Genomic DNA, 22,298 nt, shown 5'->3' on the forward strand with positions numbered 1-22,298 from the left:
GGGGCCGTAATTGACTACCAAATCATTGGGCAATGAACGGGAGTATGGCTACTTAGAAAAGGAAAGCCAGATTATCACCATGAAAAAAGGGCAATATGTAGCGGGATATTCAGTTGGTATACTTTATTTAGATGAATGCTGGTATCCGGTTTTACCTGGAAATGTTGCAAACCTTTCTACCTACGACTTTCCTGTACGGCTAAAAGTAGTGCCAGACTGTAACCAAGAAAGAATCCATGCAGGTGATCCCACACTGCTGGACGACATTATAAAAGCAGCAAAAGAATTTGAAGCAGAAGGTGCTCGTGCCATATGTGCAGCATGTGGTTTTTTCGGAAACTTTCAAGACAAAGTAGCAGCAGCTGTTGATATCCCAGTTTATCTTTCAAGTGTTGTTCAAGTACCTTGGATAAAAACAGGATTGAAACCAAGTCAAAAAATAGGCATGTTGACAGCGGATGCGCATGGAATTACGCCAAATTTATTTAAAAGCTGTGGAATAGATGATCCTAACATTTGTGTAGTGAAAGATCTAGGCAGATTGCCGGAATTTTCAGCCATTATTGAAAGCAGAGGATCTTTTGATAACGAAAAAGTAAGAAGAGAAGTAGTAGAAGCGGCTGTTAAGATGGTAAATGAAAACCCGGATATTGGAGCCATTCTGCTTGAATGCAGTGATTTACCGCCATATGCAGCTGATATTCAAAGGGCCGTTAAGCTTCCAGTATTTGATTTCATTACGATGATCAAATGGGCTCATTTTGCTACCAGTCAGAAACCATATAATGGTTTTATTTAAAAAATAAGGACAAGCAAACAAACGTAGCATGTAAATAGTGAAATCCAGGTTTTAACATATCTTCTGATGTGCTGCTCTATATTGTACGTATGAGGCATCTAACGTTCTCTTCTGCGTAAAAATAGTTGGTTGCGCATCTATTTTTACACTAGAAGAATGTTGATGTCTTTTCTTCTAAATAAATGACTTATAAGGAATTACTAGATTCCTTTTATGAGAAATTGCAGTTTCTAACACAATTCAAAAAAACCTAAAAAAATAGACCGGCTATTTTGAAAGTAGTGGAGGTGTGTTCAATGAATGAACAACATACAATAGTATGCAGATGCGAAGAAATTACAATGAATGAAATAAAAGAAACCATTGAACAGTTTCATTGTTCTTCACGTGAAGTGAAATTGCGAACACGTGCAGGAATGGGCTCTTGTGGAGGGCGCACTTGCCGTACCGTAATTGATCGATTAGTAGATCAGCTGGGGGGACCAGCTATTTCTAATGAAGTGCCACTTAGCTACCGTCCTCCTGTTCGCCCTGTTTCATTCGGTGTTTTAGGAGGAGAAAAAGAATGAATTCTATGAGAGTGGAACATCATCCTGTTCTCGGGGATCTTAACAATCAAGAAGAAATTAAGATTTACTTTGATGGTCAACAATATACGGCACGCGTTGGTGATACAATTGCCTCTGCCTTGCTCGCATGTGGAATTCGAACTCTTCGCCTTCATGAAGACAAAGCAACGCCACGTGGGATTTACTGCAATATTGGCCACTGTTTTGAATGTCGAGTAAGGGTGAATGGGAAAAATACAGTTCGTGCTTGTTTAACACCAGTGGAAAACGAGATGCAAATTGAATCAGGTACAGCTCTTCCTGCCTCTTTATTAAAAGGAGGTACATTATGATTGATGTAGTTATTGTAGGCGCAGGACCCGCTGGACTAGGCGCAGCTATTGCAGCTGCAGAACATGGGCTACAAGTATGCGTGGTGGATGAGTTTTTAAAGCCTGGAGGCCGTTTATTAGGGCAATTGCATGAAGAGCCTGATGGTAAATGGGTGAATGGTATCGAAGAAGCCAAAAAACTTTATAACCAAGCCGTTCAACTGGGCGTGGATATCCTTTGCGGAATATCCGTGTATGATTTAAAAAAAATAGAAAATGGCTGGTGTGTGTATACCACTGATAAAATAATAGAGTCAAAATGTCTTTTACTTGCTACAGGAGCATCAGAAACTCCTGTTCCTATCCCGGGATGGACTCTTCCAGGAGTAATGTCGATCGGAGCCGCTCAGGTGATGGGAAACGTGCATCGCGTGAAGCCGGGAGAAAAAGGGATTATAATTGGTGTTAATGTACTCTCTGTAGCAATTGCGAGAGAATTGCAATTGTGTGGAGTTCATGTTGAAAGTATTTTACTTCCTAATGCGGGTATTTTAGCTGGAAATGCTGCTCAGCCAGAAAAAATGATGGAATCGCTTCTAAGGCTATCACATTTAGCTCCTTCACCTATATTACGGTTTGGAGGAAAGCTGGTAAGTCCAAAACTGGGTGCGCGTTTTTTCCCGAAAAATGGATTTAAAATGTGGGGTATTCCTATACAGCTACGTAAAAGCGCTCTTGAAATATATGGAGAAAACCAAGTCGAGGGTGTCCGAATTGCGGAAATTTCTGTTAACGGAGAAGTTGTTCCTGGAACAGAAAAAACAGTATCTGCTGATTTTGTCTGTATTGCGGGCGGCCTTACACCATTGTCCGAACTTGCGGCTGTTGCTGGGTGCTCTTTCTGCTATGTTCCTGAACTGGGAGGACATGTTCCGTTGCACAATGAATTTATGCAGACCAATCTAAAAGGTTTATATGTAGCCGGCAATATCACAGGAGTTGAAAGCGCTAAGGTGGCCAGGGCTCAAGGAACAGTGGCTGGACTTACGATTGCAGGTGAACTTAATGCATTAGCGGGACGTGCTGATGCAAAGATTAAAGCAGCAATTGCAGAGGTTATTGAAACACGACGCAAAGCGCTTCTTCAATTCCAGCCAGGAATTGAAGAAGCACGTACGGAACTTCATCATAAATTTTATGAAGAGCGTGGGAAAAGAGTCTTGGTCTGATTGCGGATAATTAGGGACTGTTAGTCGGTTGTTACTAAATACAAGTATATCTTGTGCTATGCAAAAAAAATTCAACCTCCCGTAATAGAAAAAGGTCTAATGCGGGCGTAGTCGGTTGACTTTTCAGAAGATTGTATTCCTGATTAGTTTTTTGTTAGGTTAAGGTTTTTCAAAAACTATACTTGGAGGATTAATAAATGAAGGTTTTAGTCATTGTAGCTCATCCAAATATTGAAGAGTCGATTGTGAACAGAACATGGCTAAGAGAATTGAAGCAGCATCCCGCTGTAACTGTTCATGAACTATATAAGGAATATCCAGATGAAAAAATTGATATTGAAAGAGAGCAAAGGCTATGTGAAGAACATGATCGGATTGTTTGGCAGTTTCCGTTCTATTGGTACAGCTCTCCGCCACTTCTTAAAAAATGGCAGGATGGGGTACTCACACATGGATGGGCTTATGGTTCAAACGGGAATAAATTACATAATAAAGAGCTCATTTTAGCAGTATCGACTGGAAGTGCAAAAGAAAGGTACAAAGCGGGTGGGCGTAATAATTATTCTATGAGTGAACTCTTAAAGCCTTTCCAAGCAACAAGTAATCTAATAGGTACAAAATTTTTACCGCCATTTATTTTCAATGGAACATATACCGCAAATGACGAAGAGATTGAAGAAAGTGCAAAAGCATATATGGATTATATTTTTACTAAGGATGTTTTACACTAAGAAATATTATATTTGCTATGTGTCTCATGCTCAAATAATAATAAAAGTATATTTAAAGTTTTTAGTGAAAGAACAAAGTAAAAAATATAAAAACAAAAATAATAGAAGGTTGTCCTATAAATATAAATCTATATTGAATCTTCATTTTAGGTTAATGGATACATTGGTGAATTCCCTGTCTTAACTTTTTACATATAAAAGCCCTTCTCTAAATCGAGAGGGGCAAATTTTCTTTATCCAATAATTGTAATTTTCCATATCCTTCATACTCAATTAATTGTATTTTTTAACCTGTAAGATGGGATTCAAACATATCGATTATTTCAAGGAAACGTTCGGCCTCACGGAAAACGTGATCAGCCAATAGTGGATGAATGATGCTCTTGATTTTGCATTCTTCGATTAAATCCCTGGCGGTTTTCTTAAAGTCTCGAAGTGATACGACGGACACACGGTTCTGATCTAGAAATTGATCCAGAAGAGGGGCCGTTTGAGATTGCGGTTTCATGGACTCTAAGTCTACGGCTTGAAAGACTAATTGATCAAAATCATTACTAAAGTTTCGCGCCATATCCACCAGCTTTCTTTCCGATGGATCAAGGAGATGTCCAATGAATTTTGCATGATCCGCCATTATTCTTAAAAAGAATACATTTTCCTTGATGATGGCATCTGCAAGTGGTTTCAATTTACCTTCATTTAATTCTATTAATCGTTTTCTAAAATAATTGGCTTCTCTGCTTGTATGGTCGACTAGAAGTGGGAAGTTGTTTGCACCAGGCAGTTTACAGGTGAGTATTAATCCTAATACCTTCCTTTTAAACAAAAATATGCCTGTGGCAGCTTGTTGCACCTCCGCGTTAAATCTTCTGATTTGTTCTGGATCAGCTTGATTTGTAAATGAATGGGATTGCTGTTCTATCCGTTCAAATAAAAGATAAAACTGATTAGCTTCCTCAATTAACTGTGTATCTTCACATCTAAAACCTAGTCTTAGAAATAACGAGTGTTCCTTCATTATTCTTGACCAAAAACGAATCTCATCTAAGGAGCGTTCAACAAACATTCCAGAGTTATTCCTCATAGCTTCCTGTGCGTTCTCACTCATAACTAAGGCCCCCTCTTAAAACATAACCATCATTCAATCTTATTAACAAGGGGACAATAGTATTCTGCTCAATTTGCAAATTGTATCATTACGGATATCCTTTTAGCACCTCAAATCAATTGGTTCTTGATGTTCAAGGTGTGTAAAAAATTCCTGAACGATCGGAGACTGTACTTTGTTCGGCAGGACTTCAGGGTAATATCTAAAAAACCCTTAGAACTAATTCATTTCTAAGGGTTAACATCCAGTACATTAAGTTACAGTGATAGTCATTTGTCACCAAGTTCATTTATTTTTTTCGTAAGCTCATTAAACCTCTTATCGAGTTCCGTGTACGCTTTATCATTTGGCGTCATAAAGCTAAGCTTTCCCAAAACTTCCTGTCTTTCTGTTTCAAGTGTTAATCGCAGTTCTTCCAAATCATCTCTTTTGGAGGATGATGATTCATACAATTGCTTTTGTATGCGATTATTCGAAATGACAAGTTTGCTGCTTGTCGTTTTTTCGAGAAAATATCTATCATGCGAAACGACGATAAGCGTTCCAGTATAATGTGCTAAGGTTTCTTCAAGTTGTTCCCGTGAAGCTAAGTCCAGATGATTTGTCGGCTCATCCAAAATAAGCACATCTTTTTCTTCCAATATATATTCCATTAACTTACATTTCACGCGTTCACCCATACTCATATTCTTAATGGGTTCTGTCCAATGAGACGCCGTGAAGCCTAAATGCTTCATTAAAGTTTGAACGTCCCCTCTCGACTCGAAAGTATCTTTATGAAAAAGCTGGGCGGGTGTAAGTTCAAGTGGTAAATCAAACACTTCTTGCGTCAAATAGCCTATTTTTGCGGATGGTGAAATCCATACATCGCCCGCAAAAGTTTCATGTCCAAGAATTATTTTTAATAATGTCGTCTTTCCGCTGCCGTTTGGGCCTATAATGGAAATCTGCTCACCATGCTGAATCGTGAAATTGACGTTTTTAAACAGTGTTCGCCCGCTAAAAGTCTTAGTTAAATTCTTAACTTCCAAAAAACGTTTTCCCGTCTTGTTTTTTGTTTTAATTGAAAAGCGTACAGTATATTCTGATTCAACAGGTTCAGCTTTTACTTTTTCAAGCTCTTTTTCAAGACGCTTTTGTTTAGATTTTACCTGTGCATCCATTCGCTTCGCTTTCACGCGATAGTATTCCTTAACTCCTTCCTTTTTCGTCGATTGTGAATGGGCTTTTTTTGACCAGGAAGTGATTTCATTCATTTGTCCCTCGATCCGTTCAACCATTTTTTGCTGTTTTTCATATTCACGTTGTTGTGTAAGTCTTTTCTGTTTGCGAACCTCCATATAACTAGAATAATTCCCTCTGTGCTCAATTAGCTTTTTATCTTCAATCGACCAAATTTTCGTTGCAACAGCATCCAAAAAATAACGATCGTGCGAAACAAAAATAATGGTACCTCTATAATTCTTAATTTGTTCATTGAGGAATCCTAAACTGGCCTCATCAAGATGGTTCGTAGGTTCATCTAATAGTAAAAGGTCTGCACCTTTAGAAAGCCCTTTTGCTAGCCGGGCCTTTATTTTTTCTCCTCCGCTTAATTGTAGGAAGTCATGGCTTGGTACATGCATTTTATCCAGTAATTTAACTTCGGTAGGCGTTTTATCTTCTGAAGAATGCGACTCGACTTCTTGTTCAACCATAAAAACTTTCAAGTCTTGCTGTAGCCATTGGATTTGTCCATGTACAGGCTCTAAATCATTGTTAATTAAATGCAGCAACGTAGATTTACCGGCACCATTTTTGCCAATGATACCGATGATTTCCCCTTGTTGAACACTAGCATTAACATTTTCAAAAATGTTATGGTCCAATACTTCAAAGCTGATATTGGTTAACTTTAATAGTTCTTTCATATAATTATCCCTCTCCTTAAAGGGAGAATAAAAAAAATCCTCCCAGTTCTATGGAAGGATTAGCCGTACCTGTGCATTATCAAATAAGAGCTATTTTCATGATAGCTCTACAATTTATAGAAAATGGGCAGACTAATCCTATTTCGTATGATTTGAAATATGTGATTTCAAATTTTGAAAATAAGATTAGTTAATCATCGGCCACCCATCATCCCTTCTGATATTAATAAAATCAGTATAGCATAAAATAATCTTTGAAACCAAAAGGAAGCAACATAATACTTTTACATCATTTATATTTGTTTTAATTCAATCAAATATTTTATTATAAGGTGGGCAGTAGGACTGAATATTTCCTATAAAACTCATAAATATTTACCACCATAGGATTGTTTCCTTGAGGAGGTCATTAATATGGAATATATAAAGGGAATCGATGTTTCACATTGGCAAGGTGCTATTGATTGGGAGGAAGTTGCAAAGGCAGGCGTGAAGTTCGTGTTCATTAAAGCAACAGAGGGAACAAGTTATTCCAAGCTATCATATTTCAAAGAAAATGCACCACAAGCATTGTCAGTGGGATTGAAAGTCGGGGCCTATCACTATGCGAAGTTTGCAACTATTGCAGAAGCAAAGGCTGAGGCTGCTTATTTTTTAGATTCTATCAGCTCTTTTGCTTTAAATTATCCTGTTGTTCTTGATCTTGAAGAAAATAAAAAAAAGGCAAAGAAAAAAACGCTGACAGATGCAGCAATCGCGTTTTTGGAGGCTATTGAAGAAGCTGGATACACGGCTATGCTGTATACTGGTAAATACTTTCTCGAAAATACTTTAGATGAATCAAGGTTGACGAAATACGCTTTGTGGATTGCCAGATACAACAGCACGTTGGGACGTAGCACAGATATATGGCAGCATTCTGATTCAGGTAAGGTAAGTGGGATCAGCACAAAGGTGGATTTGAATATAGCCTATAGGGATTTTACAAATACAATAAATACTTTTAGGACGCACAACTCCCGTGCATTGAAAACTGAAACAACCACAACTTATACTGTAACAAAAGGCGACACACTTAGCTTCATTGCAAAAAAATATAAAACAACAGTAAAATCTCTTGTTAGTCTTAACGGAATTAAAGACCCCGACAAAATTTATATCGGTCAAAAATTAAGGTTGAAATAAGTAAAGGCTCTTCTCATTATGAGAGGAGCTCAGTTTTTAATGAATATTATATTTCTTTAAGTTCGTCAATTGCTACGTCTGATCTTTCCTCTAATGGGCCTCTTAGATGTACTGTAGCCGTTCTTCCATCTTCATTTAAATTATCAATCCATACTGAAGTGCCATTATATCTGACCTCAATGTCAGATGAAGAAGAAAGAATCTGTTTTACACGCTTAGCATCCATATAAATCCCTCCCTTAATTAGTCTACCTATTATTTGGGAAAAGCCATAATTTTATTCATTTGATTAATATTGCAACTAAATCATAAAAAGCGCAATGATGTTTAACTTTCCATTTATCTGCCGTGACTTTTTTAAAAATTAAGCATGTAAAGATGAGAATTCTTAATCTTAAAAATATTGAGTTTATCTGATAGAATGGATAGGATTGTAAATAATTTTTTGAGGTGATGAATTTGAAAAAACGCAGGCTTCTGGCAGCCTTTTTAATACTTATTGGCGCCTCCGTTATATTTACATGCATGCAGCAGCCAAGTGGAGCCAACGCCGCAAAAGATAAACTCAATATTAAGAAGCTCGACGTCGATGAATTTTTTGCTGAATGTGAAGGTACTTTTATATTACGTGAAGTGAAAAAAGGTAAGACTTTTATCTATAATAATGAACGGGCCGAACAAAGATTTGCGCCGCAATCGACTTTTAAGGTGCCTAATGCACTTATCGGATTGCAGGTCGGTGCCGTCGAGGATGAATATGACATTAAATATTGGGATGGCGTGAAAAGGGAAATTGAGATATGGAACAAGGATCATACGCTTGGGTCTGGTTTAAGGAACTCCGTTGTTTGGTATTATCAAGCAATGGCCCGTGACATTGGAGAGAGTCGAATGGAGGAATGGATTCATAAGATTTCTTATGGCAACCAAGATATTAGTGGAGGGATAGATCAGTTTTGGCTAAGCAGCTCACTCAAAATTTCTCCTATTGAACAAGTGGATTTCATGGCAAATTTATATGGAGAGAATCTTCCTTTTGATAAGGATGTCATGAAAACCGTTAAAAGGATGATGATCCAGACTGAAGTGGACAGCTATACACTATACGGAAAAACAGGGCAGGGGACAAACATTGGCTGGTATGTTGGTTTTATTGAAACAAAGGGAAGTGACTATGTTTTTGTAACGAATATCTCCGGTACATCGGCAGAAGCTAGGGAAATCACAAGGGACATTTTACAGAAATATCATTTAATGGCTGAATAGGTATTGATTTGGTGATTGCCGAAGTGTGAAGATAAAAATGCCAATGTGAACTTAGGCTAAGCAAAAAAGAATATAATATAGAGCTAATGGATGCTTACTATCAATAGGTGAGTTGCTTCGTTCAAACAGGGCTAACGGGACGGAAGGTTTGAATAAGGAAGTAGGTAAGGTGGGACAATATTGGAGGAGAAAGTGTTGTTGGGTTTGAAGTCATATACGCATTCTTATACATGCTTTTAGGGGGGTATCATGGAACTATCGTTATTATTGGAATATGGCTGGGTATTAATCATTCTAATTTTTTTAGAAGGTTTATTATCTGCTGATAATGCATTGGTTTTAGCCATCATGTCAAAGCATTTACCACAAGAACAGCAAAAAAAAGCGATTAATATTGGGTTGCTTTTGGCTTTTATATTTAGGATTGGTGCAATCTTCATCATTTCGTACCTTTTCCATGTTTGGCAAGTTCAAGCAATTGGGGCTGCATATTTGATTTTCATTTCATTAAAGCATTTACTAAAAAGGGACCACGGTGATAAAGAAAAAAAAGGGAAAAGCTACCGTATGACCGTTGCGCAAATTGCATTAGCTGATATTGCTTTTGCTATTGATTCCATTTTAGCTGCAGTCGCTCTTGTCATTGCCTTGCCAGATACACCGATGGGTGATATAGGAGGTATGGATGGGGCTAAATTCATTGTTATTTTGTTAGGAGCAATTGCAGGTTTAATCGTCATAAGGTTTGCTGCAGGATACTTCGTTAAGATACTGACAGAGCGGCCTAGCCTCGAAACGGCAGCCATGTTGATCGTTGGTTGGGTAGGGGTAAAGTTATTGATGCACACCCTTGCACATCCAGCCGTGCACATTATTTCTCATGATTTTGTTGAGGGACCGATTTGGAATATAATCTTTTGGTCAGTCATGCTTCTTATTGCAATAGGCGGATGGTTTTTATCTGGAAAAACAGTGAAAAACGATAAGCAAAATGACTAATGTTATTAGAATCAAAAAGAGTTGAAATAGTTCATTAAATTCCCTTATTTTAATAAATGAGCTCCTTAGGGTTATTTTTTGTTAACGTTATCTTTGCTAAATAAGAATTTGAGACCGACTTCAAATTTGAACTGCACCTCCAATTGTTAGACATCATTCTAACAATTGGAGGTGCTTTTTTGCCATTGCTGCCATATACCAGGGCCTTCCCGGCGGCAGTATTGCCTTGTTTGCCATAATCATTATTATCATTATTTTTCTTTCAGCTACACTAGATTCTTCGTCATTCACATTAGCAAGCGCAGCATCAAAAAAGTTGTCATTAGATCAATAGCCAGCTGGATGGCACAAAATATTTTGGGCATTGGACATAGAACTTGTAGCGTTTTCCATGATGTTTGGTGGAGGACTGCAAGTTCTTCAATCATTAGTAATCATTACCTCCGTTCCACTCATCTTAATTATGGCGATGGCATAGATATCTCTCATTAAATGGATTAAAGAGGATCAATCAGAAAGCAGCAGTATAGAAAAAACTATCAATGAACAACCTACAAAGCTAACATCTTAAAGTATAATTCATACTCAGAGGATACAGTATAAGGGATAAACGCCAACAGGCACCAGCTAAAAACAGCTGGTGCCTGTTTAGAGTTCGATGAGACCGTACAAAACTTTTCTGATTTGTAAACAAAAAATGCTTCTAAAATCAAAGCCGAAGATAAATGGCAGTTGATTTAGCGGAGCTTATTGACGGGAGGGTACGTTCAATTACCTATCTGTCCATTAAAGAAATGATGCACCGTATGAATAAAAACAAAAATGGCTCCTCATATTAAAAGAGAGGGGATGTGTCACATGATAAAAAGTATATCTACTTTTCAAGCAACAATGGTACTGATTCTATCTATTGGGTTGATGAACCATGTTATCGTTTTGCCTTCATTGCTTGGTGCATCCGGAAGAGATTCATGGATAAGTACTTTAGTCACCGGGATGCTTTTTCTATTATGGCTTCCCATGGTTTATTGGATAATAAATAAAACAAAGCAACAGCATATCATTGGTTGGCTTCATACTCACAGTCACCCGCTCGCCGCCTGGTCCATAAAAATCCTTCTTTTCTTATATATTTTATTAAACTTGTTTGTCACTTTATATAGCACATTTTCCTGGGTAAACAGTACTTATATGATTCAAACGCCAGAATATATATTATTCATACCTTTCATCATCCTATGTTTTATTGCTGCAGAGGCTGGAATCAAAACAATAGCCATTGCCGGAGGATTGGTTTTACCCCTTGTTGTGGCACTTGGATTTATGATAATGACGGCAAATATACAGTATAAGGATTACTCCTTGCTTTTCCCTATTTTTGAAAATGGAATTACACCTGTTTGGGACGGGGTCGTAATACTAGGTGGAGGTTTTACAGAGATATTTCTTCTCGTTTTGATTCAACAGTTTGTAAAGACAGAAATAAAGTTCAGGAGTTTACTTTTTTTAGGTTTATTTCTTTTGTTTATCAGTATGGGACCCATAATAGGCTCCATTACAGAGTTTGGTCCGGTACAGGCTGCAAAAATCAGCAATCCTGCATACGCTCAATGGCGGTTACTAACCATGGGTAAGTATTTGAACCGGCTGGATTTTTTATCAATATACCAATGGCTTTCAGGTGCATTTATCCGTGTATCGTTATCGATATTCCTAATGGGGGAACTGTTTCAAATTAAATCAAAGAAAATAAAAAATATTGTATTGCTTGCTATATCAGTCTCCTTAATCATTGCGCTTTGTATACCAATCGACATTCCAGCATACAGGGATTTTACGGAACGATATTATTTTAAATTGAGTGTAATTAGCATTTTGGTTATAACCTTTTTCATTAACATGGTCATTTTTTTGAAAGAAAGGGTGAAAAAGAATGGAGCCTCTATTGAACAAGGCAAATAAGGGGAGTTCTTCGGAGATCCAACTAAAAACGGAGTATTTCAATGATTTATTCGGAATGAGCTCGGATGTAAAATTCAAAAAGCATACCATTACATCTGAAGAGAAAACAGATCCACCCCTTATTTGTACTTTGATTTATTCAGAGGTGTTGGTCGATGTCAAAAAATTGTGGGAATCAGTAGCACGGCTTGAAGGTAATGTATTCATAAACTCTAAACTGAAGGAAGAAGATGTTATAGAGGATCCTCAAGACGAATTTAAAGTAAGCAGGGTTTTCCCTTCCTCCACTAAAAAAGAAGATGTGGAGGAAAACGTATTTTCCGGGATGGTTCTGATGCTATTTGAAGAATTGGAATTATTATTTATGTTTTCCCTACCAAGCATCCCGAATCGGAGTCCCGAAGAAACAAGTAGTGAAATTTCCATCCGAGGTCCACGTGATGGATTTATTGAAGATATCTCTGTTAATTTAGGGTTGATCAGAAAAAGATATAAAACGGCATCACTCGAAAATCAAGCATTTACCATTGGGAAAAGAAGCAAGACAAAAATCAATTTATTATATGTGAAGGATGTTGTAAATTCAGAAACCATTGAAAAAGTAAAGCGGAAAATCACTTCAATAAACACTGATATCTTGTTGGGAACTACTGAGCTTGAAGAATTTTTATCAGGCAGGAAATTCAACCTAATCCCGTTTTTTGATTACACAGGAAGGCCAGATTATACTGTGGCCAGTTTAAATAATGGGCGCTTTGCCATTTTAGTGGATGGGTCACCAACTGCCTTAATTGGACCAGGTAATATTACATTATTGTTAAAAGCTGCGGAAGATCGTCATACTCCATCTTACTATTCAAATTTCGAATATTTCTTTCGCATTATCGGACTAGTTATATCAATATTTCTGCCAGGCTTTTATATAGCACTAATATCATTTCAATTAGACCAGCTTCCCTTCCCATTTTTGGCGACGATAACCGTATCTAGGTTTGGGTTGCCTATATCACCTCAACAAGAAGCTTTCTTGATTTTGGGTTTATTTGAGTTGTTTCGAGAGGCAGGGATCACACTCCCAAAAGCAATCGGTCAATCACTGGCTGTTGTGGGTGGATTAATTATAGGGGATGCGGCAATTAGAGGCGGGATTACATCCCCGACGATGCTGGTTGTGGCAGGTACTACTGCGGTAGCCACCTATACATTAATTAATCAATCTTTAGGTGGAATTGTAAGCATGGCCAGGTTTTTTGTATTATTTCTCTCTTCTGTTTTAGGTTTATTCGGATTCTTTCTCGGTGTTTTCTCTATTGTCCTTTATTTATCAAGGCTGCAGATTTATGGTTTACCCTACTTAGCGCCTATATCACCAATATCCTTTAAAGATCTTCTAGGGGGCGGTGTCTTTGTGAAGCCATATCTCTTTAGAAAGAAACGAGCCGAAATGCTGAAAACTAAGGACAAAACAAAAGGAAATCGCTAATGAAAATGATCCTTAGATTTATACTATTTGTAATGAGCCTGGCTCTTTTAAGTGGCTGCTGGGATACTAAGGATATTCAAGATATTCAATATATAAGTGCAATGGGAATAGATTATCAAAATGGGCAGTATGTCATTTATGTGCAGGTGACGTCTTTTGCAGGTGTGGCTAAACAAGAAGGCCTGGAACCAAAACCAACACCTGTTTGGGTCGCCAAAGGGCGAGGGAAAACTATGAACGAGGCCATGAATGACATTTATAAAAGGTCAAACCAGTATATTTATTGGGCTCATGTTAAATTGATCATTTTCTCTGAAAGCTTACTAAAACATGGATTGGACAACGTAAACGATCCCATTTTAAGATTTCAGCAAATTAGGGAAACAACTTGGTTATATGGAACCGATGATTCCTTAGAAAAGATCCTCTTTGTCAATAGTTTATTCGGCTCTTCAGTGCAAACAAGCATTTTCAATCCGGATGATATTTATAAATTAAGATCCTTTGTCGAACCCATCCGGATCCAAAGATTTTATACACAAAATTATGAAACAGGAATGACAATAAAACTACCGAAGATTTCGTTAAAAACTGAGGTGTGGAAAGCAAAAGAAAAATCACAGAACACCGTAAAACTATCAGGGTCCTATTTTATTAAAAATAATCAGCTAAAGGGGGAGATAGCAAATAAACATCTTGGGGGGATGAGATGGTTAACAAAGTCAACGGTAAGATCCCCAATTGGAATAAAAATCAACAAAAACAACATTGTTCAATTATCTCTTATCAGGCCAAAATTCAATATAAAGCCAATCTATGTAAATAATAAAGTCGAATTCGATATTTCAATTGAAGTAGAAGGTGCCGTAACGGATATGGAAGAAAACATTTCCTTAACCCACCTTAAAGAAAAAATACAGGGAGCATTAGAGAAAGAAATTAGGGATACCTACAAATATGCTTTTGAAAAAAATATAGACATCTATAATTTAGAAGCAGTTATCTACAGAAAGGATATAAAAAAATGGAAAGAAGTTAAAGAGGATTTTAGCCTTAATGAAGAATCCATACGTAATATTCAGGTGGAAGTTACTATTAAAAATACAGGCGATTATAAATATGAGTACATGAATTGATCCTTCAGAAGTGGATAACAGGCTGCCATGACAGAATCTTTCTTCAAAGCCGTTTCCAATGATTATGATATGGCAGCTAATGTAAATGATATATTCGACAACATACTATGTAAGGATTTATTTTGACTTACATAACGATTAAAGGAAACTTGATTTTACTTTAATAGACCTAAGCGAAATCCATAGACTACGACTTGTGTACGGTTCTTGGCTTTAAACTTTGTCATTAAACTGCTTACATAATCCCTTATAGTATGCTCGCTTAATTGCAATAATTCGGCCATCTTTTTATTGTTATACCCCTCCGCAAGCAAAGATAAAATCATGGATTCCCGTTCCGTCAATTGTAGATCGGTATCAATGGAAACCTCATCATCCTTTCTTGATAAATATAAACCTAACCGTTTTCCGACCTGTTCAAGTAAAGTCAGTTCATCTTTTGAATAATCGAATTCCTCTCCTAATTGATCAAAGGTCAGCCAGCCGAAAACTTGCTGGTCATGAACAATCGGTACAAAAATGACAGACGAAAGATTAAACAACGTTATATGTTCCTTTTTAATAAAATGATTGGGATTCTTTAAAAATACAGGCTTTTTTGAATTGAAAACAAAGGAATGCTTCAAGCTGAGTTGTCCTCTCATGCTTTGTACCTTAGGAAGCTCCAATCCAATGGTGCCGTAAAATTGATTGGACCAAGGAATATAAGCATAAAAAACACATCTTTTATAGTGAAAGAACTCTTCACATTTTTTTAGGATATGAGCAAAATCCTTAATTCCTGATGAGTTAATTAGAAGTTCATCTAATTGGTCTAATAGTTGCAGCCTTTTAAGTTCAGCATTTTCTTCGCGGGTTTTTGAAAGTTGCGTTGGTTCGACAACCATCCATTTGTTATAGCTATGGATGAGATGAGAGAAAATGGATAATAAGAACATTAAAATGGAAATGGTATGGGCATGTTTCAGGTTGGACATTAAGGTAACGATGGACTTTTCAAAGATCAATCGGAACATGCTGAAATGGTTCACATTTAAAATGGGTAGATGTGATTGAAGCCAAGTTTCCAGATACTTATCGTATGTTTCATTTATGTCCTCGATGTTTGGAGCAGATAAAAATAGTAGAAATGATTCCAGTAATGTTTGTATCATCTTACGTTCATCTTCTAATATAAGGGGCTCAAGATTCAAATAAATATTGATGTTTTCTTCAATTTGTTTGTTATGGCTTTTTATGAATAATATGAATTGCTGAAACGATATCTCTTCATAAGCATGAGAGGGCTGGGTCATACGAGTCTCTTCTCCTTAAACGAAATACCCCTATATAAGGGGGATACTTACCCTATTATTATACAGCATATTATAGGATAGTATTTCAAATTACGAGGAGTAAAATAAAGGCATAGACAGACAATGAAGCTTTTTTAGCGGCATTCCAATTAAAGGGATGGACAATTGTTAAAGTCAGCTTTATGTACTTGTATAGGAATACTAGTCTAGTGAGAACCTCTAAGGATGGCAGTATCAGAAAATAAGTAAAGGAGATCTGGTGAAATCATGAGACTTGAAAATAAGGTGGCAATCATTACTGGCGGGGGTACAGGAATCGGGAAAGAAACAGCTTTGCTTTTTGCTAGGGAAGGAGCAAAAATCGTCATAACTGACATTAACCAGGATTCCGGTGATCAAGCTGTGAAAGACATTCAGGCAATCGGCGGAGAGGCCCTATTCATTCGTCATGATGTCAGCAATGAAGAAGATTGGAAAAAGGTTGCTAAGGTAACAATCGATACTTTTGATAAGGTGGATGTTCTGTTCAACAATGCGGGTATTTATATCATTAAACCGGTTGCGGAGATTGAACTGGAGGAGTGGAATCGTCTCATGTCGATTAACGTGACCGGCGTATTCTTGGGAATGAAGCATATTATGCCACTGATGGCGAAACAAAATAAAGGTTCAGTCATAAACGCTTCTTCCATAGCAGGCTTGATTGGTGCCCCTGGTCATGTTTTATACGGTGCAAGCAAGGGAGCGGTCCGGACAATGACTAAAGATGCTGCCATCGAGTATGCTTCAAAAGGGGTCCGTGTAAACTCGATTCATCCAGGATATATCGATACCGGGATGGCGGACTATGCATCTGAACAAACTGGCAGTACAAAAGATGAATTGGGTAAAGAATTCCCGTTGGGACATCTGGGCAGCGTCAAAAATGTGGCGAATACAGTGCTTTTCATTGCCTCGGACGAATCTTCCTATACGACGGGTACTGAATTTGTGATAGATGGCGGAGCGACTGCACGCTAAAAAAACTACTTTTCTAACGGATATTAGAAACTAAAAACTAAGGAGTGTTTAGAGATGAGATTAGAAAATAAAGTGGCAATCGTAACAGGGGGAGCAAGCGGGATTGGAGCAAGCACGGCTCAATTATTTGCAGAAGAAGGAGCAAAGGTGGTCATTGCCGATTTTGCTGATCATGGACAGGCTGTGTCAGAAGAGTTAAATGGAAAAGGGTATGATACTCTTTTTGTTAAAACTGACGTGACGAATGAAAATGACGTAAAGAATATGATCGAAGAGACGGTTAATAAATATGGAAAACTGGATATCATGTTCGCAAACGCAGGAATTGCAAGAGACGGAAACATTCATGAGTTAAGCTACGAGCAATGGCAAAAAACGATTGATATTAATTTATCCGGTGTCTTCCTATCCGATAAATATGCGATAGAGCAAATGCAAAAACAATCTACTGGCGGCGCGATTGTCAATACAGGCTCCATCCATAGCCATGCAGGGAAACCGGGGGTAACAGCATATTCTGCTGCGAAAGGCGGGGTCAAACTGTTAACACAAACGTTAGGTTCGACTTATGCGAAAGATGGCATTCGTGTCAATGCAGTTTGCCCTGGATATATAGATACACCACTTATTGCCGAAGCACAAGGTGAAATAAGACAAGGTTTGATCGATTTACATCCAATCGGCCGTTTAGGCAGGGCGGAAGAAGTGGCGAAAGCCGTTCTCTTCCTCGCAAGTGACGATGCATCATTTGTTACAGGCACAAGTCTTATTGTCGACGGCGGATATACCGCAGTATAAATTTCGCTCGGTCTCTCAATCAGTCAAATTAGGTTTGAGGTGCCAATTAATAGAGCTTCTTCTGTAAGATGAGTGGTGTTCATACACCCAAATCATACTGGAGGGCTTTTTTTACATATAAATGTATAAGGATTTAAAATGTAGATATAGTGATACATTCCGAACCCCTACCTTTTAGTTACATAATAATCTATCGTCTTATATTTATTGTTATTATTAGAAAATATTGAAAATTATAAATTTAAATGTTTTAATGTAACTATGCCTTTTATACTGGTTCGGACGACGTGATGTTAACACCACTAGTAAAATGGGGTAAATCTATTGTTTCATTCTAGAAAGGATGTGTCATTTTACTCCTGATTGACTTGTAAATATTTGCCCTATCTATTCAGTATTTCCATCTGTCAGTTTGCCAAGTTAGTACTATGACGAAATGAAGTGGATTTAAAACCAAAAAAAGGGAGGGACTTTATTTTATGATAAAAATCGATCTTTTATTTAAAAATGCAAATGTGCTGACTCTAGATAACAGGAATCGCCGGGCTGGGTCAATTGCTGTAGCAGATGGGAAAATTGTCGGGATTTGGGATGAGTGTGAGCCACCTAAAAGTGCAGTGGAGATTACAGCAAGCACTGATGTTGTAGATTTAAAGGGATCCACCCTAATTCCAGGCTTTATCGATACTCATAACCATATTTTAATGTATGGATTAACGATGGGACAGGTGAACTGCGGTACACCGCCCAATCAATCCATAAACGATATTTTAGAGGTGATTGGTGCAAAAGCAAAAGATACTCCCGATGGCGAATGGGTAAAGGGATATGGCTATGATGATACACTTTTGTATGAAAAGCGCCATGTTACTCGGAGTGATTTAGATAAGGTTTCGCCAAATAACCCTGTAGTCATCACACACACTTCAGGGCACTTATCCGCAGTAAATTCGCTTGCCTTGCAATTCGCAGGTTTAACTGATGATGTTTCTGATCCCCAGGGCGGACATTATGGACGGGATGAGAACGGAAGACTTAATGGGGTAATTTATGAACCAGCGGCAATGGCACCAATAAATAATCACATACCCCAAATGACAATTGGGCAACAGGTTGACATGATAGGAAAGGCTTCAAAAGATTATGTCGCTCAAGGAATTACCACAAATACAGATGCTGCAGTTGGATTTAATAATTTGGAAGATTTAGAGGTTCATCTTAAAGCGGCTGAACAAAAAATTAATCCGATGCGAACGAGACTGATGATCATGCATCAGCAGCTTCGTGAAGGAGAGCCATTCGGGGGTTATTCTCCAGCTCAATTGGACCTGGAACTCAGGGAAAGGTCTGGGGGACGGGTTAAATTAGATAGCGCAAAAATGTTTCAGGACGGCTCCATCCAAGGATTAACAGGAGCTTTACGTCTTCCATATTATCAAAATCAAGATGTATACGGAAATCTCATTCATCAGCAGGAAGCATTTAATGAAGAAGTCTTAGACCTGCACAGACGAGGATTTAGGATCACAACGCATGGAAACGGGGATCGTGCGATCGGCTCGATATTAGCGGCATATGAATATGCTTTATCCAATAGCCCTCGTACAGGACATCGTCATAGAATCGAACATGTCCAAACCGCGACCACCGAGGACATCATGAAGATGAGGGAACTTGATGTAGCCGGATCCTTCTTCATCAATCATGTATATTATTGGGGAGACAGGCATAAACAAATTTTCCTGGGGCCGGAGCGTGGAAGGCGTATAAGTCCGTTAGCTGAAGCTGTTGCACACAATTTATTGTTCACCCTGCATTCCGATTGTCCAATTACCCCAATCTCACCCCTGTTTTCAGTATGGGCTGCAGTTAATAGAATAACGAGAGAAGGTCATGTTTTAGGCCCAGAACAGCGCATTGATGTAGAAACAGCTTTAAAGTCGATGACTATTTTTGGCGCAAAACTAAATTTTGATGAGTCACGATCAGGCAGCATAGAAATTGGAAAACAAGCAGACTTTACCATTCTCGAGACTGACCCTACAGCTGTTCATTCAGAAGAAATTAAGGACATAGCGATTCTGGCCACCTTCATAGATGGAAACCCAGTATATGGACAAGAAAAGGTAAAGACTACTTAATTTCTTACCGGAAATTTACTGCGTCTAATAATAATAGAAAATCCTATATGTTTGACATAAAGGCACCGATAATCTTTGAACCCGCATCCTCGACATTAGAGACTCCATGATCCTGTTTCCTTAGAGTTTAAAGAATCGTGATGAAAATTAAAGCTAAACTAGGGGGCTATGCTAGTGAACAAATTAGCATTCGGTCAAAATCCAAAAATGATTTTGTTATTACTTTTTGCAGGTAATTTGTTCTCGGCACTGGATCGCTTCGTCATTAATTATGGGATTGTCCATATATCCGATGACCTCCAATTGAGCGCATCCTCCACAGGTCTGATATTAAGCATCTTCTTTTTAGGATATGCAATTATGCAGATTCCCGGCGGTTGGATGGCCGATCGTTTCGGCGCAAGAATCGTGCTTATTGTCTCTGTTTTTAGTTTTACCATTTTTACCAGTCTGACAGGATTGGCATGGTCTTTTGTATCGTTGTTGGTCATTCGTTTTATGTTTGGATTGGGGGAAGGAAGTTTCTTTCCTGCTGGGGCCAAAATGATAGCAGTGTCCATTGCGGAAGAAAAGCGATCCCGGGCAATGTCATTGTTTCTTTCCGCACTCACTGTTGCAGGTGTCATTTCACCCATTCTAGCAGCTACTCTGCTTGTTAGTATCGGATGGAGGATGATGTTTGGCATTATTGGGATTTTCGGGTTTACGATTGGGTTGCTATATTTGTTCTTTTTAAAACCAAGAGTAGGGAGTCAGGGCCCGCAAGAAGTAGATTCCTTAACGGAAGTTCCTGTCAAAGGTTCTTTTATTAAGCTGTTTAAGACCCCCTTGGTCCTTAGTTTGATGGTTGCCTCGTTTGCATATGGTTTCATCAGCTGGGGAGTGATGTCATGGATGCCGACTTACTTAGTGCAGGAACGTGGCCTGAATTTAATTTCCATGGGTCTTTTACAGATGATCCCTGCAATAGCGTCGGTGGCTTTCTATATTATCGCCGGTTATGTACTGGATAAAGTGAAAGTTGGTCGGGAAAAATGGATAGGGGGCTTTAGTGGATTAGGTCTAGCATTATTCGTGTATCTCATGTTTCATGCAGAAACGGTAACGGGAGTTATCATCTATCAATCCATTATACCTATATTTTCCGCAGCCTTATCCACTATCATTTTTAGTCTGCCGCTGAAGTATTTACCGGAAGCAATCGGAGGTTCTGCAGTGGGAGTGGTCAATTTAGGGATGCAAGTGGCTGGCTTCATCGCTCCTTTAACGATCGGTTTTGTCATAGACGCTTTCGATGGATCGTTTAATGGAGCTGTTTGGTTATTGGTTTCATTCGGAGTCGTTTGTTTTATCGCTTTTATGTCCTTGAAAACGGGTAAGGAAAATTTCATATCAGAAAATCCACAAACAATTCCTGCTGTAAAATAGATTGATATAAATGAAGGCAAAAGTGGGCGTTAGGATTTATAAAAGTTTGTTCGAAATGGTATATAGAGAGTGAAATAAGTCTGCCAGCTACTATCTTTAAAAGCCTGATGTTACTGAATTCAGTTAACAGGGCTTTTTATTTTTTATACGATATTATCAATATATTCATACAGTAAGGCCAGGGTATTTTTCATGATTAAAATATACAATTTTTCCATGTGCTGCAATTAATCTATTTGGAGTAGTGTTAAGACCTATATCCGGTGAAAGGAAAATGGATGTACTAGTGGGGTCCGAAGGAGGCAATGAAATCTAAGTTTTTATTAATGTATAACTTTGGTAAAATTAGTTTATAAAAATAATCAATGTTCTTAGGGAGGACACAAATGAAGGTAAAAAAAATACATCATGTAGCAATAATTTGTTCCGATTATGAAAAGTCAAAGAACTTCTATGTAAATATTTTAGGGTGTGATATCGAGAAGGAAACATATCGGTCAGAAAGGAAATCGTATAAATTGGATCTTATCGTCGGAGGGGAATATCAGCTGGAATTATTCTCATTTCCTGATAGCCCCCATCGTCCTAGTTATCCTGAAGCTAGAGGGCTTAGACATCTTGCTTTTGAAGTGGAAGATATTAATCAAGCGATTGAAGATTTAGAAAACGAAAACATTCCAGTCGAACCTATCCGTGTTGATGAGTTAACAGGAAAAAGGTTTACTTTTTTTTGTGATCCGGATGATTTGCCTCTAGAAATATATGAAAAGTAGGATGAGGTTACCTCTATTTTTTAAGTTGATTTCAAAGATGAATACGATGATTTAAAGAGGTTACTTATATCAATTAAACTATGAAGATTCCCTATGATATGTCGATACCATTAAGTTTGATCCACTTGTATTCCATATTTCGATGAGAGCTGAAA

At 37.9% G+C, this 22,298-nt stretch carries 20 protein-coding genes and 1 pseudogene; 17 read left to right on the top strand and 4 right to left on the bottom strand.

The features are described 5' to 3' along the window. Positions 1-10 precede the first annotated feature (10 nt). The 5 genes from ACYP5M_RS00620 to ACYP5M_RS00640 all read left to right on the top strand — a co-directional run bounded on the left by ACYP5M_RS00620 (position 11) and on the right by ACYP5M_RS00640 (position 3,639). Positions 11-799 carry an aspartate/glutamate racemase family protein gene (locus tag ACYP5M_RS00620; RefSeq protein ID WP_434169201.1) on the top strand — a complete coding sequence of 263 codons (789 nt, stop codon included), beginning with the start codon at positions 11-13 and terminating at the stop codon, positions 797-799. Between the two features lie 296 nt (positions 800-1,095). Then, positions 1,096-1,368, top strand: coding sequence for a (2Fe-2S)-binding protein (locus ACYP5M_RS00625; protein ID WP_101221556.1), 273 nt, complete (start codon positions 1,096-1,098; stop codon positions 1,366-1,368). Continuing rightward, complete coding sequence (locus ACYP5M_RS00630) at positions 1,365-1,700, top strand: (2Fe-2S)-binding protein (RefSeq protein ID WP_434169202.1); 336 nt, start codon at positions 1,365-1,367, stop codon at positions 1,698-1,700. The genes ACYP5M_RS00625 and ACYP5M_RS00630 overlap by 4 nt, the downstream gene beginning before the upstream one ends. After that, positions 1,697-2,908 (top strand): NAD(P)/FAD-dependent oxidoreductase, encoded by a 1,212-nt coding sequence (locus ACYP5M_RS00635; protein WP_459734475.1) that lies wholly within the window; start codon positions 1,697-1,699, stop codon positions 2,906-2,908. Before ACYP5M_RS00630 ends, ACYP5M_RS00635 begins: the two co-directional genes overlap by 4 nt. Before the next feature lie 197 nt (positions 2,909-3,105). Next, complete coding sequence (locus tag ACYP5M_RS00640; protein WP_459734476.1) at positions 3,106-3,639, top strand: NAD(P)H-dependent oxidoreductase; 534 nt, start codon at positions 3,106-3,108, stop codon at positions 3,637-3,639. Between the two features lie 286 nt (positions 3,640-3,925). On the opposite strand, the gene ACYP5M_RS00645 is transcribed toward ACYP5M_RS00640, so the two are convergent. Further along, complete coding sequence (locus tag ACYP5M_RS00645) at positions 3,926-4,747, bottom strand: DUF2935 domain-containing protein (RefSeq protein ID WP_101221560.1); 822 nt, start codon at positions 4,745-4,747, stop codon at positions 3,926-3,928. Positions 4,748-5,016: 269 nt separating this feature from the next. Next, positions 5,017-6,657, bottom strand: a complete 1,641-nt coding sequence (gene abc-f, locus ACYP5M_RS00650) for a ribosomal protection-like ABC-F family protein (RefSeq protein ID WP_452445461.1) — start codon at positions 6,655-6,657, stop codon at positions 5,017-5,019. A gap of 414 nt (positions 6,658-7,071) precedes the next feature. On the opposite strand from abc-f, the gene ACYP5M_RS00655 reads away from it, so the two are divergent. Next, positions 7,072-7,842 carry a GH25 family lysozyme gene (locus tag ACYP5M_RS00655; protein WP_452445460.1) on the top strand — a complete coding sequence of 257 codons (771 nt, stop codon included), beginning with the start codon at positions 7,072-7,074 and terminating at the stop codon, positions 7,840-7,842. 46 nt (positions 7,843-7,888) lie between these two features. Here ACYP5M_RS00655 and ACYP5M_RS00660 read toward each other — a convergent pair whose 3' ends face one another. Beyond that, the gene (locus tag ACYP5M_RS00660; protein ID WP_034313120.1) at positions 7,889-8,068 is read right to left on the bottom strand and encodes an H-type small acid-soluble spore protein; all 180 of its coding nucleotides are present in this window, start codon (positions 8,066-8,068) and stop codon (positions 7,889-7,891) included. A gap of 227 nt (positions 8,069-8,295) precedes the next feature. Here ACYP5M_RS00660 and blaOXA point away from each other — a divergent pair, with 227 nt between their 5' ends. The 6 genes and pseudogenes from blaOXA (at position 8,296) to ACYP5M_RS00690 (ending at position 14,688) form a co-directional block, all read left to right on the top strand. Further along, positions 8,296-9,108: a class D beta-lactamase gene (gene blaOXA / locus ACYP5M_RS00665; protein WP_459734477.1), complete on the top strand. Its 813-nt coding sequence runs from the start codon at positions 8,296-8,298 to the stop codon at positions 9,106-9,108. 249 nt (positions 9,109-9,357) lie between these two features. After that, the gene (locus ACYP5M_RS00670; RefSeq protein ID WP_101221564.1) at positions 9,358-10,107 is read left to right on the top strand and encodes a TerC family protein; all 750 of its coding nucleotides are present in this window, start codon (positions 9,358-9,360) and stop codon (positions 10,105-10,107) included. A 346-nt stretch (positions 10,108-10,453) separates the two neighbouring features. Continuing rightward, positions 10,454-10,585, top strand: a pseudogene (locus ACYP5M_RS00675) (BCCT family transporter); the annotation flags it as partial. A 380-nt stretch (positions 10,586-10,965) separates the two neighbouring features. Then, positions 10,966-12,069, top strand: a complete 1,104-nt coding sequence (locus tag ACYP5M_RS00680; RefSeq protein ID WP_434169208.1) for an endospore germination permease — start codon at positions 10,966-10,968, stop codon at positions 12,067-12,069. Further along, positions 12,041-13,552: a spore germination protein gene (locus tag ACYP5M_RS00685; RefSeq protein WP_434169209.1), complete on the top strand. Its 1,512-nt coding sequence runs from the start codon at positions 12,041-12,043 to the stop codon at positions 13,550-13,552. Before ACYP5M_RS00680 ends, ACYP5M_RS00685 begins: the two co-directional genes overlap by 29 nt. A gap of 5 nt (positions 13,553-13,557) precedes the next feature. Then, entirely contained in the window at positions 13,558-14,688 is a 1,131-nt protein-coding gene (locus ACYP5M_RS00690; protein ID WP_434169647.1) for a Ger(x)C family spore germination protein, read from the top strand. A 155-nt stretch (positions 14,689-14,843) separates the two neighbouring features. Here the strand turns inward: ACYP5M_RS00690 and ACYP5M_RS00695 are convergent, their stop codons facing one another. After that, positions 14,844-15,983: a LuxR C-terminal-related transcriptional regulator gene (locus tag ACYP5M_RS00695; protein WP_434169210.1), complete on the bottom strand. Its 1,140-nt coding sequence runs from the start codon at positions 15,981-15,983 to the stop codon at positions 14,844-14,846. Positions 15,984-16,250: 267 nt separating this feature from the next. Here ACYP5M_RS00695 and ACYP5M_RS00700 point away from each other — a divergent pair, with 267 nt between their 5' ends. The 5 genes from ACYP5M_RS00700 to gloA2 all read left to right on the top strand — a co-directional run bounded on the left by ACYP5M_RS00700 (position 16,251) and on the right by gloA2 (position 22,143). Beyond that, a complete protein-coding gene (locus tag ACYP5M_RS00700) occupies positions 16,251-17,003 on the top strand; it encodes an SDR family NAD(P)-dependent oxidoreductase (RefSeq protein ID WP_434169211.1) in 753 nt (250 codons plus the stop codon). Between the two features lie 54 nt (positions 17,004-17,057). Continuing rightward, on the top strand, positions 17,058-17,801 hold the full coding sequence (locus ACYP5M_RS00705) for an SDR family NAD(P)-dependent oxidoreductase (RefSeq protein ID WP_076368734.1): 744 nt from the start codon (positions 17,058-17,060) through the stop codon (positions 17,799-17,801). Positions 17,802-18,280: 479 nt separating this feature from the next. Then, positions 18,281-19,942: an amidohydrolase gene (locus ACYP5M_RS00710; RefSeq protein WP_459734478.1), complete on the top strand. Its 1,662-nt coding sequence runs from the start codon at positions 18,281-18,283 to the stop codon at positions 19,940-19,942. A gap of 174 nt (positions 19,943-20,116) precedes the next feature. Next, positions 20,117-21,370: an MFS transporter gene (locus tag ACYP5M_RS00715; RefSeq protein ID WP_434169213.1), complete on the top strand. Its 1,254-nt coding sequence runs from the start codon at positions 20,117-20,119 to the stop codon at positions 21,368-21,370. A gap of 386 nt (positions 21,371-21,756) precedes the next feature. Further along, positions 21,757-22,143 (top strand): SMU1112c/YaeR family gloxylase I-like metalloprotein, encoded by a 387-nt coding sequence (gloA2, locus tag ACYP5M_RS00720; protein ID WP_063592929.1) that lies wholly within the window; start codon positions 21,757-21,759, stop codon positions 22,141-22,143. Positions 22,144-22,298: the final 155 nt, after the last annotated feature.

Source organism: Peribacillus sp. N1, from assembly GCF_054600815.1.

Coding starts and splice junctions, on each gene's coding strand:
- ACYP5M_RS00625 (WP_101221556.1), top strand. CDS start 1,096: ATGAATGAACAACATACAATAGTATGCAGATGCGAAGAAATTACAATG.
- ACYP5M_RS00630 (WP_434169202.1), top strand. CDS start 1,365: ATGAATTCTATGAGAGTGGAACATCATCCTGTTCTCGGGGATCTTAAC.
- ACYP5M_RS00635 (WP_459734475.1), top strand. CDS start 1,697: ATGATTGATGTAGTTATTGTAGGCGCAGGACCCGCTGGACTAGGCGCA.
- ACYP5M_RS00640 (WP_459734476.1), top strand. CDS start 3,106: ATGAAGGTTTTAGTCATTGTAGCTCATCCAAATATTGAAGAGTCGATT.
- ACYP5M_RS00645 (WP_101221560.1), bottom strand. CDS start 4,747: ATGAGTGAGAACGCACAGGAAGCTATGAGGAATAACTCTGGAATGTTT.
- abc-f (WP_452445461.1), bottom strand. CDS start 6,657: ATGAAAGAACTATTAAAGTTAACCAATATCAGCTTTGAAGTATTGGAC.
- ACYP5M_RS00655 (WP_452445460.1), top strand. CDS start 7,072: ATGGAATATATAAAGGGAATCGATGTTTCACATTGGCAAGGTGCTATT.
- ACYP5M_RS00660 (WP_034313120.1), bottom strand. CDS start 8,068: ATGGATGCTAAGCGTGTAAAACAGATTCTTTCTTCTTCATCTGACATT.
- blaOXA (WP_459734477.1), top strand. CDS start 8,296: ATGAATTTGAAAAAACGCAGGCTTCTGGCAGCCTTTTTAATACTTATT.
- ACYP5M_RS00670 (WP_101221564.1), top strand. CDS start 9,358: ATGGAACTATCGTTATTATTGGAATATGGCTGGGTATTAATCATTCTA.
- ACYP5M_RS00680 (WP_434169208.1), top strand. CDS start 10,966: ATGATAAAAAGTATATCTACTTTTCAAGCAACAATGGTACTGATTCTA.
- ACYP5M_RS00685 (WP_434169209.1), top strand. CDS start 12,041: ATGGAGCCTCTATTGAACAAGGCAAATAAGGGGAGTTCTTCGGAGATC.
- ACYP5M_RS00690 (WP_434169647.1), top strand. CDS start 13,558: ATGATCCTTAGATTTATACTATTTGTAATGAGCCTGGCTCTTTTAAGT.
- ACYP5M_RS00695 (WP_434169210.1), bottom strand. CDS start 15,983: ATGACCCAGCCCTCTCATGCTTATGAAGAGATATCGTTTCAGCAATTC.
- ACYP5M_RS00700 (WP_434169211.1), top strand. CDS start 16,251: ATGAGACTTGAAAATAAGGTGGCAATCATTACTGGCGGGGGTACAGGA.
- ACYP5M_RS00705 (WP_076368734.1), top strand. CDS start 17,058: ATGAGATTAGAAAATAAAGTGGCAATCGTAACAGGGGGAGCAAGCGGG.
- ACYP5M_RS00710 (WP_459734478.1), top strand. CDS start 18,281: ATGATAAAAATCGATCTTTTATTTAAAAATGCAAATGTGCTGACTCTA.
- gloA2 (WP_063592929.1), top strand. CDS start 21,757: ATGAAGGTAAAAAAAATACATCATGTAGCAATAATTTGTTCCGATTAT.